Raw genomic sequence first — 15,192 nt, forward strand, 5'->3', positions numbered from 1 at the left:
ACGGCATCTCATGTCCACAGTGGCACTGCATTTTCAAGGGCTTGGGCGTATAAAGCGTTTGGCATCAGGTAGCCCCACCCCCAAGGAGACAACGATGGACATCAGTGCCCCCCACACCACGACCACCGACCCGCGCACCTTCAAGCGTTTCGCCGACTTCTACCCCTTTTACCTCGGCGAACACAGCAACCGCACTTGCCGCCGCCTGCATTTTGTGGGCTCCACGCTCACCCTGGTCTGCCTAGCCATGCTGGTGGTCACGGGCAAACCGCAGTACCTGCTGTATGGCCTGCTGTGCGGCTACGGCTTTGCCTGGGTGGGTCACTTCGGCTTTGAGAAGAACAAACCCGCCAGCTTCAAGCGGCCGCTCTACAGCTTCATGGGCGACTGGGTGATGTACAAGGACATCTGGACGGGGAAGGTGCCGTTCTGAAGCGGTGATTCGCGACAGCTGTCACGGCGATAAATTCAAGTAAAAATAGGCCCTAGCGCTTATCCAACAAGCGCCAGCAGCTATATTTCGATAGCTTACATGGGCACGGCCCGCTGCGCGCCCAGGCCGGGGTCAGCGCCTGCGCCCACCTGCAGCACATCCTCCAGCAGCAACCCGTCCAGCCGGGCCTGTAACCACAGCGGCTGCAGGCTCTCGGCGCGCTCCAGCAGCAGGCGCTGCACCAGCGGCGCCAGGGGTGTCGCGCCCGGGTTGGCCAGCAGCACATAGCGCGGCTCGGGCACGTCCGCAGCGTCCACCGCCGCATCGTTGACCTGGCCCACCCAGTCCAGCGCGGTCAGCGCCTCGAGCACCGGGGCCAGCTGCAGCACATCCACCCGCAGCAACTGGGCGAGCTGGCCGGGGCGCAGGCCTTTGAGGGGCTGGTGGCGCACGCGGTGCAGTTGCTGCAGCACCTCCACTGCCAGTTGAAACGTCCAGCCCGCCACGGTGCCGCGCCGCGCCACTCCTGCCAGCAAGCTGGGCAGGTAGGCCGTAACCACCGCGCCCAGCAGCACGATGACCCAGGCCACATAGATCCACACCAGCAAAATGGGCAGCGTGGCGAATGCACCGTACACCACCGAATACGTTGGCACCTTGCCGAGGTACAGCGCCAGCACCTTCTTGGCCAGCTCGATGCACACGGCCACGAACAGCCCTCCCGTCCAGGCGTGCCGCCACTTCACCGGCGTGTTGGGTACATAGTGGTACAGCGACGCCATGCCCCCCGCTAGCACCACAAACTGGATCGAATCGAACAGCAGCTGCACACCATCGGGCAGGCGCTTGACCAGCCCGCCCGAGGCCGACATCACATACGACGTGAGCGCCAGGCTCGCCCCCATGAGCAGCGGGCCGAGTGTGATGGCGGCCCAGTAGATCAGCACCCGCTGGCCCAGCGGCCGCAGCCGCTGCACGCGCCAGATGTCGTTGAGGGTGCGGTCGATGGTGAGGATCAGCGCCAGCGCCGTGGCCAACAAAATGCTGAAACCCGCCACCCCCAGGCTGCTGGCCTTGGCAGCAAACTGCGTGAGGTAGCCCAGCACCTGTCGGGAGATGCTGTCGGGCACCAGGCTGTTCACCAGCCAGCCCTGCAGCGCATCCTGCAGCTTGCCGAAGATGGGGAAGGCCGTGAACACTGCCAGTGCCACGGTGAAGAAGGGCACCAGCGCCAGGATGGTGGTGAAGGTCAGGCTGCTGGCCGTAAGCCCCAGATGGTCCTCACGAAAGCGCTCACGCAGCGTCTGGGCCGTGGTTTTCCAGGGGAAGTGCGACAGCTCGGTCACCAGCGCCTCCGCGCGCTGGGCCACTGCCTGTAAGGACAAGGACATGGCCGATATGATGCCACCCCAATGACCGCATCACCTTCTGCCCCGCCCGCCCTCCCCGTTCCCGCAGACAGCGCTGTGGAATCCACGCGCTGGCTGGCCACTTGCAGCCTGCTGGCGCTGATTGTTCTGTGCCTGGCCTGGGAGCTGGTGCTGGCCCCGTTGCGCCCTGGTGGCTCATGGCTCGCACTCAAGGCGCTTCCGCTGTGCATCCCGCTGGCGGGCATTCTCAAGAACCGCATGTACACCTACCGCTGGGTCAGCCTGGTGATCTGGCTGTATTTCACCGAAGGCGTGGTGCGCGGCTGGAGCGACAAGCCCCCGTCGCAGTGGCTGGCCTGGGCCGAGGTGGCCCTGTGCCTCGTGTTGTTCACCGCCTGCACGCTGCATGTGCGGCTGCGCCAGCGCAATGCCAAGGCGGCTGCAGCCGCCTCTGCTGCATCCTGATGCCAACCTCCTCTTTTCATCGCCTTGAAGAAGAAACTCCTTGACCATGACCACTCTGCTTGACACCCTGCGCGCCATCGTCGGCCCCGCCCATGTGATCACCGAAGGCGACCTCTCTGCCTGGGAGCAGGACTGGCGCCGTCGCGTGCGCGGCAAGGCCCTGGCCGTGGTGCGCCCCGCCAGCACGCAGGAAGTGGCGGCTGTGGTCAAGGCCTGCGCAGCGGCGGGCACCGCCATCGTGCCCCAGGGCGGCAACACCGGCCTGGCCGTGGGCTCCACGCCCGACGACTCGGGCACGCAGATCGTGCTGAGCCTCACGCGCATGAACACGGTGCGCAGCGTGGACACCGACAACCTGACCATGACGGTGGAAGCCGGCTGCATCCTGCAGAACCTGCAGGATGTGGCGCAGAACGCGGGCGTGCTGTTCCCCCTGAGCCTCGCGGCCGAGGGCAGCTGCACCATCGGCGGCAACCTGGGCACCAACGCAGGCGGCACGCAGGTGGTGCGCTATGGCAATGCGCGCGACCTGTGCCTGGGCCTCGAAGTGGTCACCGCCCAGGGCGAGGTGTGGGATGGCCTCAAGGGCCTGCGCAAGGACAACACGGGCTACGACCTGCGCGACCTGTTCATCGGCAGCGAAGGCACGCTGGGCATCATCACCGCTGCGACGATGAAGCTCTACCCCCAGCCCGCCGCCAACCTCACGGCCTGGGCCGCCGTGCCGTCGATGGAACACGCCGTGGCCTTGCTGGGCTTGGCGCACAAGCAGCTGGGTGCGGGCCTCACGGGCTTCGAGGTGATGGGCCAGTTTGCGCTGAGCCTGGTGGGCAAACACATGCCACAGCTGCGCGTGCCGTTTCTGGGCGACGACAACGCACCCTGGTGCGTGCTGCTGGAAAACTCCGACAGCGAATCCGAAGAACACGCGCGTGCACGGTTTGAGTCGCTGCTGGAGACCGCGTTTGAAATGGGCTGCGTGACCGACGCCGTGGTGGCAGAGAATCTCACGCAGGCCCACCAGCTCTGGCACATCCGCGAGTGCATTCCGCTCGCCCAGGCCGAAGAGGGCCTGAACATCAAGCACGACATCTCGGTGCAGATCTCGCGCATCCCCGCCTTTGTGGCCCACACCGACGCGGTGCTGCAGCGCGAGATCCCCGGCGTGCGCCTGGTCAACTTCGGCCACCTGGGCGACGGCAACCTGCACTACAACGTGCAGGCGCCCGCCGAGGGCGACCCCAAGGCCTTTCTGCGCGAGCACGAAGCCCATGTGAACCACCTCGTCTATGAGGCCGTGGCCGAGTTCGGCGGTTCATTCTCGGCCGAGCACGGCATTGGCGAACTCAAGGCCGACAAGCTGGAGAAGTACCAGTCGCCTGTGGCCATGGGCATGATGCGCGCCATCAAACAGGCGCTGGACCCGCAGGGAATCATGAACCCGGGGCGGGTGCTGAAGGTCTAACGCCGCACGATGTGTAGCCCGCACACGGCCAGCAGCTCGTGCATCTGGGGCAGCAGCCCCCTGCCAAACGCGTCGACCTCGTACATTGCATAGCGCTCCAGGGCGCGTTGCGCGAAGTCAGGGGCGTTGACTGCAGCAGCCACCAGCAGATCGGGGTGGTAGTTCAGCAAGCGGTAGTCGCTGCGTTGGCGCAGGCCCACGAAGGGGCATTCTTCATCCGGCACGCGGTTGGCCCATCTGTCCAGATCCTCCAGGCTGTGCAGCTGGTCCAGCCAGTCCAGCACGGCCCTGTCGTACAGCGCCGCCAGCTCATCCCGGCGCGTGGCAGCACTGTCTGCGCTGCCCATGGGCAACTCGTAGATCACCCCTCCCGCCTGTTTTTGGAACAGTGCCGGTGGCTCCAGGTAAGTGAAGGGCAGCCTGTGCGTCTGCGCGAAGTGCTGCAGGGACACCCTGAAGGCCGGCCCGCCATCGCTGTTAAGAGCGGACTACAGGTGGGAGGGCAATGCAAGGCGTATCCACACGCCATGGTGCAAGGTGTCCCGCACCATGTCCGAGTACACCAGCGCCTCGCCCACAGGCAGCTTTTTCTTGAACCAGAATTCGCCCCGCACCTTGCGCCAGCCCCGCTGCACAAACAAGGGCTCCAGCGATTGTTGCACCCAGCGGCTGCGCGCCGAAGGCGAAGTATCCAGATCAGGGGGCACAGGCACATCTGCCACGGCTGCAGCAGATCCCCTCGGGCCCATCACCCGCCCCGAAGGGGTGTGCACCTCGCCGCTCTGCGGATCAAAAATCACCCACCCCAGCTGGCGGGCCACGCGCTCGATCACCGGCAGCACCGCCTCCAGCTCGGCCACGTCAGGGCTCAGGCTTTGCACCAACGCAAACGGGTCTGGCTCCGGGATTTCGGTCCAGTAGTCTTCCGGCGCTCCCTCCGGGGGCAGCGCGGATGCGATGGCCTCCAGCAACTGGCCCGCCGCAGCATCGGGGCTGAAGCTCAGTTGCTGGCGCAGGTCGTGCAGCGTGGCTCGCGCATCCTCGCTGGAAACAGGGACCGGATGGCGCCAAAGGTGCAGGACATAGCTCATGGGCGGGCAGTGGAAGGTTGGAGACGGGATGCCAACGAGCGCACATCGTAGCCACGCCCACGGCACCGCAGCCCAGGCCGTCGCGAGAAACCCACAGGGCCTTGCGTTCGCTGCTGTTGGGTGCCCGTCACGACCCCGGAGCCGTGCCTTGCGGTGCGCTGGCACTGACACCCATCCCTTTCCACCACCTGCACAATCACGGCTCCAGCAACACCGCCAGGCCGACCATGAGTTCCACTTTGACCGTGCGCCCCGTCCAGCCCGAAGACTATGCCGCATGGCGCCCGCTCTGGGACGGCTACAACGCGTTTTATGGCCGCTTTGGCGCCACCGCGCTGCCCGAGCACATCAACGCAACCACCTGGCAGCGCTTGCTGGACCCGGCAGAGCCCGTCTTCTGCCTCGTGGCGCACGACGCTGCGGGCGGCAAGATCCTCGGGCTTGCGCACTACCTTTTTCACCTCAGCACAACACGCATCGATCCCATCTGCTACCTGAGCGACCTGTACACCAACGAAGCCGCGCGGGGCCGGGGCGTGGGGCGCGCACTCATCGACGCCGTGTACAGCGCAGCGCGGGCAGCCAAGGCATCGCGCGTGTATTGGCAAACCTACGAAACCAATACCACCGCGCGACTTCTGTACGACAAGATGGCCAAGCACCATGGGTCCATCGTCTACTCGCAGGAACTCTGATCAACGCCTGCCGGCCACGCCGAGATTTACTATGAAAACAATAGCTGATTGCGCTTACACATCAAGCGCCACGGCCATTTTCTATTAACATTCTCGCTTCCAACAACTGCCATAACCCTGATGGACAGGGCACTCGGCGAGGTCGTGGCTCTGGGCATCGCGTTCCACGCGGCCCAGAGCCCCCTTCAGAACACCTTGCGCATCGGCTGTGCCTGCAGCCCTGCCCAGGACTGCACTGCACCTGCGGGTTCATAGCCATTGCGACGGTAAAAAGCCTCCGCCGTTCGCGTGCTCTCCAGCCCCAGTGCCGCCAGCCGCGACTGTCGCGCGTGAGCCTCGGCCTCACGCAGTAGGGCGTGGCCTACGCCCTGGTGCAAGGCCTCTGGCACCACATAGCACAACGCCAACGTGGCCCTCGCCAGCAGCGCAAAGCCCACCATCATTCCGCCCCGGTATGCGCCCCACACCGCAGCGCCCGGCGCGGACATCCACGCAGCAAGGTTCTCGGGCGTCTTGTTGGCCAGCCAGGCCGTCAGGATAGCGGGGTCATTGGCATGGTCGAGCACGCAGCAGTGGGTGATGGACCGACGGATGACCGTGCAGGCGGCTTCTGCCGCCTCGGGGCCCACCGGGATGATCTTTGTGCCCTCAGGCACTGCGCTAACCGCAATCACGCCGAAACCAGCCCTGCAAGCGCGACAGCCAGCACAGCGAGCACCCCATAAAACAACAAGCCTACGAATATCAGGCCATTGGTCGTCACCACACGTTGTCCTTCATGCCGGAACGACAGTGCGCCCGCTGCACTCCAGGTCCGCGCTTCGTTGCTGCCCCAGCGCTCAGAGCGCCAGCGGCCCAGGCCGACCACCCGCACCACCTGCGCACCCGTGAAGACGATCAGCACTTCAACCACTGACCACAGCATCGCAACCAGAAACTCCGTCATCGGCATCCTCCGCAAATCAGCGACGGGAAATGATAGACGGCCTGCCACTCCAGAGATGGTGACCGAACCCCCATGTCAGCGCGGGTCTTGGGCTGCGGGAGGCTGCTGGTTCCATGCGCGGGCAGCTTCCCAGCCCGGCGGCACGCAGCCTTGCTCCATCACGCACAAACTGGCGCTGGCCAGCGCATGGCGCAGCGCCTGCTGGCAGGGATCGGCCGTCAGCGTTTCGACAAACCGCACAAAGCTCGCACCACCCGCGGCCTGCGCCTGCCGCAGCAAATGCGCCAGCAGCCCTGCCAGAAAGCTGTCGCCCGCGCCCACGGTGTCCACCACTGGCAGCGGCTGGGCCTCTTTGGCAAAACACTGCACGCCGTTGCGGTGCAGCAGCCAGGCGCCTTCAGCCCCCAGCGTCAGTGCCAGCAGGCGGGCCTGCGGGTTGGTAGCCAGCAGGTGCTGTGCGCGGGTCAGGGCATCCACGCCGGGCACGGCCAGATGCTCCAGGTCTTCGTCGCTGGCCTTGATGATGTGGGCGTGTGCCAGCGCGGAGTGCACCGCGGTGCGGTAGGCCGCCAGGTCGGGCATGACGGAGGGGCGCAGGTTGGCATCGACCACGACGCAGCGGCCTGCGGCGCGCTGGGCGGCCAGCCACGGCAGGTAGATGGCAGTGTCACGCGCGTCGAGCGCCAGCGCGCCGGTGCACACCAACTGCAGCGCGGGCAAGGCGGCGCAGCTATCGCCCAGACTTGCGTCGGACACGGCGCGGTCGGCCACGCCTTCGCGGTAGAAGGCGTAGTCGGGGTGGCCATGTGCGTCGAGGTTGACCACGGCCAGTGAGGTGACCTGCAGCACGGGCTCGGTCTGGGCCAGCACCACGCCGTCAGCCACCAGTTGCGCAGCCAGTTCACGCCCAAAACGGTCGCGCGACAGGGGGTTGAGGTACTGGGTGCCCACGCCTTGCCGGGCCAGCGCACGGCACAGGTTGTAGAGCGCGCCGCCCAGGCACGGCAGGTAGCTGCCATCGGGGCGGCGGATCAGGTCGATGAGGGCCTCGCCGGCAATGGCGGCGTGGATGGGCGCTGTGCCGTTGGAAATCGTGGATGCGGAAGTCATGGACGTTTGGAAGGAAGCAGACAGTGCGTCAGAACTGCGATTGCAGCGCGGGGTAGAGCGCGACAAAGCGGGCATAACGTTCGGCCAGCTGGGTTTGTTGTGCGGGCTGTGGCATGAAAGTGGCGTCAGCGGGCAGGGGCTCGCACCAATGGGCTTCGTCACCACCGCAGGCCATGGCGGCCAGGCGCGCGGCCCCCAGGGCGGCTGCGGCGTGTGCGCCCTGCGGGCGCTGCAGTGGGGTGCCCAGCGCGCTGGCCAGCAGCTGCGCCCAAGGGTTGCTGCGTGCGCCACCCCCGACGAGCGCCAGGGGCGCATCACTCCGACCTGTGTCACTACCCTTCCCCGGCCCTGCGGCGCGCATGGCGTTGAGGCCATCGAGCAGGCCAAAGCCCACGCCTTCCATCACGGCATAGGCCAGGTCCGCCGCTTCATGCTCGGACCGCAGGCCCATGAACACGCCGGTGGCAGCCGCGTTGTTGTGCGGTGTGCGCTCGCCACTCAGGTACGGCAGAAACAGTGGCGCCTGCGCCTGGCGGCTGGCGCTGAGGGCTCCCACGGCGTCAGACAGTTGCGCCTCGTCGCCCCGCCCCGTGAGCCGGGTGATCCAGCCAAACGCACTCGCTGCACTGAGCATGACCGACATGTGGTGCCAGCGCTGCGGCAGCGCATGGGCAAAGGCGTGCACGGCGCGCTCGGTGGCAGGCGCCAAAGCGTCCGTCACGCGAAAGACCACACCCGAGGTGCCCAGCGACACAAAGCCCTGCCCCGCAGTGCGGGCGCCCACGCCCACGGCACTGGCGGCGTTGTCGCCCGCGCCAGCAGCCACGACGATGCTGTCACCGAGCCCCCAGCGGCGTGCCACATCGCTGCGCAGTGTGCCGGTGGGCGCACTGCCCTCGGCCAGCGCAGGCATGTGCGAAACATCGAGCCCACAGGCTTGCAACATGGCCGGGCTCCAGGCGCGCGCCTGCACGTCCAGCCACAGCGTGCCCGATGCGTCGGACATGTCGCTCGCCATATCGCCAGTGAGTTGCAGGCGCAGCCAGTCCTTGGGCAGCAGCACGTTGCGGATGTGGTCGAACACGGCGGGCTCGTGCGTGCGCAGCCACAGCAGCTTGGGCGCGGTGAAGCCGGGCATGGCGAGATTGCCGGTGATCTGGCGCGAGGTGGGCACAGCCGATTCCAGCTGCGCACATTCGGCGCTGGCGCGGCCGTCGTTCCACAGGATGGCCGGGCGCAGCACCTGGCCCTGCGCGTCCAGCACCACCGCGCCATGCATGTGGCCCGAGAGGCCGATGCCCCGCACCTGCGCCCACGCTGCGGGAGCCTGCGCGTGCAACTGCGTCACGGCAGTCTCCACGGCGGCCCACCAGTCGGCGGGGTGCTGCTCGCTCCAGTTGGGCTGGGGGCGCAGCTGGGGCACGGCGGCATCTACCGTAGCGACCACAGTGTGCGCATCGTCCAGCAGCAGGAGCTTGACACCCGAGGTGCCTAAATCGATTCCGAGGTACATGGGTGATGGACAGATGTCAGTGATTCACAGTGAAAGCCATGGCCCGGCCTTTGTCTTTGGCGGGTTGCGTGCAGGGGTCACGCAACAAGGGCCTCCCCCCCTCTCGGGGTGCAGATCCGGCCGGGGATCAGGAAGTCTTTCCAAACCTTCCCGCGCCCTGCTTTCGGTACTCGCTGGGCGTCATGCCCTTGATGTCCAGAAAGCGGCGGTTGAAGTTGGCCATGTTGTTGAAGCCCACGTCATAAGCAATGTGCGTGATGTAGCGCTCGGTCTCCATCAGCAGCTGGCACGCGCGGTTCACACGCACCAGGTTCACAAAGTCGGTGAAGGTGTTGCCCGTGGCACGGCGGAAGAAGCGTGAGAAGCGGCTCTCCGTCATGCCCAGCTCTTGCGCCAGGTCGGCTGCCGACAGCGGGTCGGCCAGGTGGTCGGTGATGCGGCTCACGATGGCGTTGATCTGGTCGAGCTGGGTATCGTTGTCCTCGCTTTGCAGCTGCGTGCTCGACAGCAGGCGAAAGTCGGTGCAGCGCGCCAGGTCGCTCATGAATTCGCAGAACGCGCCGAACCGGGCGAGCCCCTGGCGCGCCTTGATGCGGTGCCAATGCTCTTGCGCCTGCGCTTCCATGCCAAAGAACTCCACGCCGTGGCGCGCGCGCTCCAGCAGAGGCAGTACCTCGCGCAGCTCGGGGATGGTCTCGCTGCTGGCCACCAGCGGCGCGTGCGAGAACTGGATCACCAGGTCGCGCAGCGGCACGCCGCCTTCGGGCAGGTCCATGCTGATCCAGTTGTGCGGCAGGCGCGGCCCGGTCAGCACCAGGTGGCCGGGCTGGAACTGACCGATCCAGTCCCCCACAAAGACCTTGCCCGAGGTCGCGGTGATCAGGTGCAGCTCGTACTCGTCGTGGTAATGCCAGCGCGCCAGCGGCGTGGGAAACCCGTGCGACAAGCAACGGATGAAGCCCGCCGTCTCGGGCGACTCGTAGCCCAGAGCGGGCGAGCGCACATAGTCGTGCTCCAGCTCGGGCTTGGTCTGGCGCGGGGCGATGGGCGTCTTCACGGTCATGGCGATAGTGGACTCAAATTACACCAGCATCAGGCGCCTGTCCGCTCCGCCACAAAAGCCAACACGCGGGCATAGGCTTTGCGCAGCGCGTCCAACAATTGGGGGTGGCTGGCCATCTCGCCCCACAGGGTCGTGTCGGCCGCATAGGCCGCCACGGGGTCAGCAGCATCGCAGATGGCATGGGCCACTGCAGGGTCCATGGCTTGATCCTGGTAGGCGTAGGGAATCTGCCCCGCGTGCCAGCGCTGCAGGTAGGCCAGGAACAGCGCTGGCAGCATGGCCACGCTGTCGAACGACGCGTTGCGCGCCAGTCGGTCGCGGATGGTGGGCGCAATCATGCCGGGGATCTTGGAGAACGCATCCATGGCCACGCGCTGGTTGGTATCGGCGATGGCAGGGTTGCCGAAGCGGTCCAGCACCACGTCGCGGTACTGCTCCAGGTTGATGGGGCATGGCTGCAACACAGGGATCGCGTCGTCGGTGACGTAGTCGTAGGCCATCTGGCGAATGGCCGCGTCGTGTGTGCCTTCGTGGATGTACTGGTAGCCCGCCAGCGTGCCCGCCCACGCAATGCAGCTGTGGGTTGCGTTGAGCAGGCGGATCTTGGCCTCTTCATGGGCCTGCACCGACTGCACCATCTCGACACCGACTGTTTCCCACGCGGGGCGGCCTGCAATGAAGTCGTCTTCAATGACCCACTGGATAAAGCTTTCACCCATGAGTGCTGCCTTGTCGTCCCAGCCGGTGGCAGCCTTCACGCGCTCGGCCACATCGGGCGTGGGGCGCGGCGTGATGCGGTCCACCATGGCGTTGGGACTCGTGGTGTTCTGCTCTACCCACTCTTTGAGTGGCGCATCGCCCAGCGCCTCGATGAACTGCAGCAGCCCGCCGCGCGAGCGGTCGCCGTTGTGGCGCAGGTTATCGCAGTTCATCAGCGTCACGGCGCCCGCACCGGCTGCCCTGCGCGCGCGCAGGATGCTGACCAGGCCGCCGTAGATGGTGTGGCCTGCCTGGCCCGCCTTCACGGCCGCCAGGTCGGCGCGCAGGTCGGCAAACGTGGGCCAGTCGAGCTGGTTCTGGGCATCCAGGTAGTAGCCCGCTTCGGTCACCGTGAAGCTGATGATGCGCGTGGCAAGGTCGGCACCCATGGCAATCAGCGGGGCCAGGTCATCCTGGTAGGGGATCACGCGCTGGATCGACTCGATGACGGTGTAGTTGCGCTCGCCTTGGGGGGTGACGGTTTCGAGCGTGTAGCGCCCATCCTGCGCTTGCAGCGCCGCGATGGTGTCGGCCATGTCCGGGCGGAGGTTGCCGCCTGCGATGGCCCAGCCCGTGTCGCCCTGCTGGCGCAATGCGTGAACGTAAACGGCCTGGTGGGCGCGGTGGAACGAGCCCAGGCCCAGGTGCAGGATGAAATTCATGGTGCGTGACTGCGGGTTTCTAGAGATCAAAGTTCGTGGGCATCATCACGACGTCGCGGATGGTCATGCCGCGCGGGCGGGTGAGCATGAAGAGCACCACGTCGGCCACTTCGGAGGCCTCGATGAGGCTGCCGCTGGCCTTGGCCTCGGCCAGCTTTTCCGCGGGCCAGTCGGCCAGCAGCGAGGTGATGACGGGCCCGGGCGAGATGGAGCCCACACGAATGCCGTGCTTGAACACCTGGCGGCGCACGGTCTGCACGAAGCAGTTGACGGCCCACTTGGACGATGCGTAGACGGGCTCCCACGGCGTGGGGAAATGCGCGGCCAGCGAGCTGGTGACGATGATGTCGCCCGTGCCGCGCTCGATCATGTGGGGCAGCACGTTGTGCACGTTCTTCATCACCACATTGACGTTCAGGTTGAGCATGCGGTCGATGGCGTCGGGGTCGGCATCCACCAGGTCGCCGCCCACATACAGCCCGGCGTTGGCGTGGAAGACGTCGAGCTGACCAGCCAACGCCAGCGTGCGCTGCAGCAGGCTGGCGCATTGCCTGGCATCGAGCAGGTCCAGCACCAGCGGCAAGGCGCCGGGGCCAATGGCTGCACACGCCTTGGCCAGCGCGGCCTCGTCACGATCGATCAGCACCACACGCGCGCCAGCGTGGGCCATGGCTTGGGCACTGGCAAGGCCGATGCCCGATGCGGCGCCGGTAACGGCCGCCACCTTGCCTTGAAGTTCTTGTCCGCGTGGCATGGAAGCAGTCATGGCGGTCATGCGGTCTGGCGGGCCACCACGCGGCCGTTCGGGTCGAACCAATGGGCTTGCGAGGCGTCGATGTCCAGGCAAACCGCATCGCCGGCGCGCAGGCCTGTGCGGTCGTTCTGGCGCGCCACAAACTGCGCGCCGCTGGGCGTGCTCACGTAGATCAGCGTCTCGGCGCCCAATGCTTCCACCAGGTCCACCTGGCCCGGCACCGGCGTCGCGCCGGTGTTGCGCACCGTGATGTTCTCGGGTCGCAGGCCGATGGCACCGCCCTCCGCCCCGGCGGGTGCCTGCTGTTGTACAGGCGATGGCAGCTGCGGCAGGGGCACCACATTCATCTGCGGCGTGCCGATGAACTGGGCCACGAACTGGTTGGCAGGCTTGTCGTACAGCTCCAGCGGCGTGCCCACCTGCTCGATGACGCCGTCGCGCAGCACCACCACGCGGTCGGCCAGCGTCATGGCCTCGACCTGGTCGTGCGTGACGTAGATGGTGGTGGCCCCAAGGTCGCGGTGCAGCTTGGCGATCTCCACCCGGGTCTGGCCGCGCAGCGCCGCGTCGAGGTTGGACAGCGGCTCGTCGAACAAAAACACCTTGGGCGCGCGCACGATGGCGCGGCCGATGGCCACGCGCTGGCGCTGGCCGCCCGACAGCTCCTTGGGCGTGCGCTGCAGGTACTGCGTGAGGTTGAGGATGCGCGCGGCGTTCTGCACCTTCTCGTCGATCACCTGCTTGTCCACCTTGGCGAGCTTGAGCGCAAAGCTCATGTTCTCGTACACGCTCATGTGCGGGTACAGCGCATAGCTCTGGAACACCATCGCCAAGTCGCGCTTGCTGGAGGGCTGGTCGGTGATGTCGCGGCCGTCCAGCATCAGGGTGCCGCCGTCGATATTTTCGAGCCCCGCAATCAGCCGCAGCAGCGTGGACTTGCCGCAGCCCGAGGGGCCGACGAAGACGATGAACTCGCCTTGCTGGATGGTGAGGTCGATGCCCTTGATGGCGCGGTGCTCACCAAAGAATTTCTCGATGCCGCGCAGTTGAAGGTAGGCCATGGAATCGGGTTCCTGAAATCTTGAAAACTTAGAGGAAAACTGCGGCTTACTTGACCGCACCAAACGTCAGGCCTTGCACGAGCTGCTTCTGGCTGAACCAGCCGAACACCACGATGGGCGCAATGGCCATCAGCGAAGCCGCAGACAACTTGGCCCAGAACAGGCCCTCGGGGCTGGAGTACGACGCGATCAGCGTAGCCAGCGTGCCGGCCTTGGCGGCGCTGAGGTTCAGGCTCCAGAAGGCCTCGTTCCATGACAGCACCAGGCACAAGAGGCCGGTGGACGCGAGGCCGCCCATGCCCAGCGGCAGCAGCACCAGGCGCACCTCCTGCCACAGCGTGGCGCCGTCCATGCGCGCGGCTTCCAGGATCTCGCGCGGGATGTCCTTGAAGTGCGAATACAGCATCCAGACCATGATGGGCAGGTTGGACAGCGCGAACACGATGATGAGCGCAAGCTGCGTATCGAGCAGGTGGCTCTTTTGCGCCAGCACATAAATGGGTACCAGCGCGCCCACGGCGGGCATCATCTTGGTCGAGAGCATCCACATGAGGATGTCCTTGGTGTACTTGCCCTTGAAGAAGGCCATGGCGTAGGCCGCAGGCGCGGCCAGCATCAGGCCCACCAGGGTAGAGACCACGCTGGTGATGACCGAATTCTTGGCGTACAGCAGGTAGTCGCTGCGCTCCTGCACCTCGTGAAAGTTCTCGAGCGTGGGGATGAAGAACAGCTGCGGCGGCACGGCGATGGCCTGCAACTCGGTCTTGAACGCCGTGAGGAACAGCCAACCCAGCGGGAAAAACAGCAGCAGGGCCACGCCCCAGGCGGCCACGGTGCGCAAAGCCAGCAGGCCCAGCGGGTAGTTGGAGCGGCGTCGTTTTGTCGTTGTCATGAGCGTTGCCCCGTCTTACTTGTCAAGGTTCTTGCCGACCATGCGGATCAGAAACACCGCCGCGATATTGGCCAGCAACACTGCGAACAGCGCCCCGGCCGAGGCCACGCCCGCGTCGAAGTTGAGCAGCGCCTGCTTGAAGATCAGGAAGGTGACGTTGGTGCTCGCATCGCCCGGCCCGCCACCCGTGGTGGTGTAGATCTCGGCAAAGATGCTGAGCAAAAAGATGAGTTCGATCATCACCACCACCGCCACCGAGCGCGCCAGGTGTGGCACATACAGGTAGCGCAGCTGCTGCAGGTAGTTGGCGCCGTCCATGCGCGATGCTTCGAGCTGCTCGTGGTTCATGCTCTGCAATGCGGTCATGAAGATCAGCGTGGCAAACGGCAGCCACTGCCATGACACCATGACGATCACCGAGAACAGCGGGTGGTCGGTAAGCCAGTCCACCGGCTGTGCGCCAAAGAACATCCACACCTGGGCGAGCACGCCGTAGATGGGGTTCATCATCATGTTCTTCCACATCAGCGCGTTCACCGTGGGCATGACGAAGAACGGCGAAATCAGCAGCACCCGCACGATGCCACGGCCCGCAAACGGCTCGTTGATGAGCAGCGCAATCGCAATGCCGAACACCACCGTGATGAGAATCACACTACCCAGCAGCAAGATGGTGTTGACCACCGCCGTGCCGAACGAGGGGTCGGTGACGAAATACTCAAAGTTCTCCAGCCCGGCAAAGCCGGTCTGGTCCGGCTGCATGAGGTTGTAGCGGATGAGCGAGAAGTAGATCGTCATCACCAGCGGCACGATCATCCACAGGAAGAGCGTGGCCATGGCTGGCGTGAGCAGCAGACGGGGTAGCAGGCGGCGGTTCATGGGAATTCCGATACAGACTTACACAGCGCAGTGA

General features: G+C 65.8%; 17 protein-coding genes. 4 read left to right on the plus strand and 13 right to left on the minus strand.

Annotated elements, in window-relative coordinates; all coding sequences use genetic code 11:
- Positions 1–94 precede the first annotated feature (94 nt).
- The gene (locus ACSQ22_RS19290) at positions 95–433 is read left to right on the plus strand and encodes an Mpo1-like protein (protein WP_055394757.1); all 339 of its coding nucleotides are present in this window, start codon (positions 95–97) and stop codon (positions 431–433) included.
- 95 nt (positions 434–528) lie between these two features.
- On the opposite strand, the gene ACSQ22_RS19295 is transcribed toward ACSQ22_RS19290, so the two are convergent.
- Entirely contained in the window at positions 529–1,824 is a 1,296-nt protein-coding gene (locus ACSQ22_RS19295; RefSeq protein WP_055394755.1) for a YihY family inner membrane protein, read from the minus strand.
- A gap of 21 nt (positions 1,825–1,845) precedes the next feature.
- Here ACSQ22_RS19295 and ACSQ22_RS19300 point away from each other — a divergent pair, with 21 nt between their 5' ends.
- Both ACSQ22_RS19300 and ACSQ22_RS19305 read left to right on the plus strand, forming a co-directional pair.
- Complete coding sequence (locus ACSQ22_RS19300) at positions 1,846–2,268, plus strand: DUF2069 domain-containing protein (protein WP_121505946.1); 423 nt, start codon at positions 1,846–1,848, stop codon at positions 2,266–2,268.
- A 46-nt stretch (positions 2,269–2,314) separates the two neighbouring features.
- Positions 2,315–3,733, plus strand: a complete 1,419-nt coding sequence (locus tag ACSQ22_RS19305) for an FAD-binding oxidoreductase (protein WP_436131259.1) — start codon at positions 2,315–2,317, stop codon at positions 3,731–3,733.
- On the opposite strand, the gene ACSQ22_RS19310 is transcribed toward ACSQ22_RS19305, so the two are convergent.
- On the minus strand, positions 3,730–4,185 hold the full coding sequence (locus ACSQ22_RS19310) for a hypothetical protein (RefSeq protein ID WP_436131260.1): 456 nt from the start codon (positions 4,183–4,185) through the stop codon (positions 3,730–3,732). The two genes, ACSQ22_RS19305 and ACSQ22_RS19310, sit on opposite strands and share 4 nt — an antisense overlap.
- Positions 4,186–4,221: 36 nt before the next feature.
- Positions 4,222–4,824, minus strand: coding sequence for a hypothetical protein (locus ACSQ22_RS19315; protein WP_436131261.1), 603 nt, complete (start codon positions 4,822–4,824; stop codon positions 4,222–4,224).
- Between the two features lie 227 nt (positions 4,825–5,051).
- Between ACSQ22_RS19315 and ACSQ22_RS19320 the strand changes: the two genes are divergently transcribed.
- Entirely contained in the window at positions 5,052–5,519 is a 468-nt protein-coding gene (locus ACSQ22_RS19320; protein ID WP_436131262.1) for an N-acetyltransferase family protein, read from the plus strand.
- Positions 5,520–5,704: 185 nt separating this feature from the next.
- Here ACSQ22_RS19320 and ACSQ22_RS19325 read toward each other — a convergent pair whose 3' ends face one another.
- From ACSQ22_RS19325 to ACSQ22_RS19370, 10 genes are all read right to left on the minus strand, one after another.
- Complete coding sequence (locus ACSQ22_RS19325) at positions 5,705–6,175, minus strand: GNAT family N-acetyltransferase (RefSeq protein WP_436131263.1); 471 nt, start codon at positions 6,173–6,175, stop codon at positions 5,705–5,707.
- A 14-nt stretch (positions 6,176–6,189) separates the two neighbouring features.
- On the minus strand, positions 6,190–6,465 hold the full coding sequence (locus ACSQ22_RS19330) for a hypothetical protein (RefSeq protein WP_055402739.1): 276 nt from the start codon (positions 6,463–6,465) through the stop codon (positions 6,190–6,192).
- A 75-nt stretch (positions 6,466–6,540) separates the two neighbouring features.
- A complete protein-coding gene (locus tag ACSQ22_RS19335; protein ID WP_436131264.1) occupies positions 6,541–7,575 on the minus strand; it encodes a PfkB family carbohydrate kinase in 1,035 nt (344 codons plus the stop codon).
- Positions 7,576–7,603: 28 nt separating this feature from the next.
- Positions 7,604–9,088 (minus strand): xylulokinase, encoded by a 1,485-nt coding sequence (gene xylB / locus ACSQ22_RS19340; protein WP_436131265.1) that lies wholly within the window; start codon positions 9,086–9,088, stop codon positions 7,604–7,606.
- 127 nt (positions 9,089–9,215) lie between these two features.
- Positions 9,216–10,151 carry an AraC family transcriptional regulator gene (locus ACSQ22_RS19345; protein ID WP_055402746.1) on the minus strand — a complete coding sequence of 312 codons (936 nt, stop codon included), beginning with the start codon at positions 10,149–10,151 and terminating at the stop codon, positions 9,216–9,218.
- A gap of 29 nt (positions 10,152–10,180) precedes the next feature.
- Positions 10,181–11,572, minus strand: a complete 1,392-nt coding sequence (dalD, locus tag ACSQ22_RS19350) for a D-arabinitol 4-dehydrogenase (protein ID WP_436131266.1) — start codon at positions 11,570–11,572, stop codon at positions 10,181–10,183.
- A gap of 19 nt (positions 11,573–11,591) precedes the next feature.
- On the minus strand, positions 11,592–12,338 hold the full coding sequence (locus ACSQ22_RS19355) for an SDR family oxidoreductase (protein WP_436131267.1): 747 nt from the start codon (positions 12,336–12,338) through the stop codon (positions 11,592–11,594).
- Between the two features lie 5 nt (positions 12,339–12,343).
- On the minus strand, positions 12,344–13,387 hold the full coding sequence (locus ACSQ22_RS19360) for an ABC transporter ATP-binding protein (protein WP_121420575.1): 1,044 nt from the start codon (positions 13,385–13,387) through the stop codon (positions 12,344–12,346).
- A gap of 46 nt (positions 13,388–13,433) precedes the next feature.
- Positions 13,434–14,279, minus strand: coding sequence for a carbohydrate ABC transporter permease (locus tag ACSQ22_RS19365; protein ID WP_121420576.1), 846 nt, complete (start codon positions 14,277–14,279; stop codon positions 13,434–13,436).
- Positions 14,280–14,294: 15 nt separating this feature from the next.
- Positions 14,295–15,158 carry a carbohydrate ABC transporter permease gene (locus ACSQ22_RS19370; RefSeq protein WP_069105336.1) on the minus strand — a complete coding sequence of 288 codons (864 nt, stop codon included), beginning with the start codon at positions 15,156–15,158 and terminating at the stop codon, positions 14,295–14,297.
- Between the last annotated feature and the right edge of the window lie 34 nt (positions 15,159–15,192).

The sequence above is a fragment of the Acidovorax sp. LjRoot38 genome (assembly GCF_964252975.1).
GTDB lineage: Bacteria > Pseudomonadota > Gammaproteobacteria > Burkholderiales > Burkholderiaceae_C > Acidovorax > Acidovorax facilis.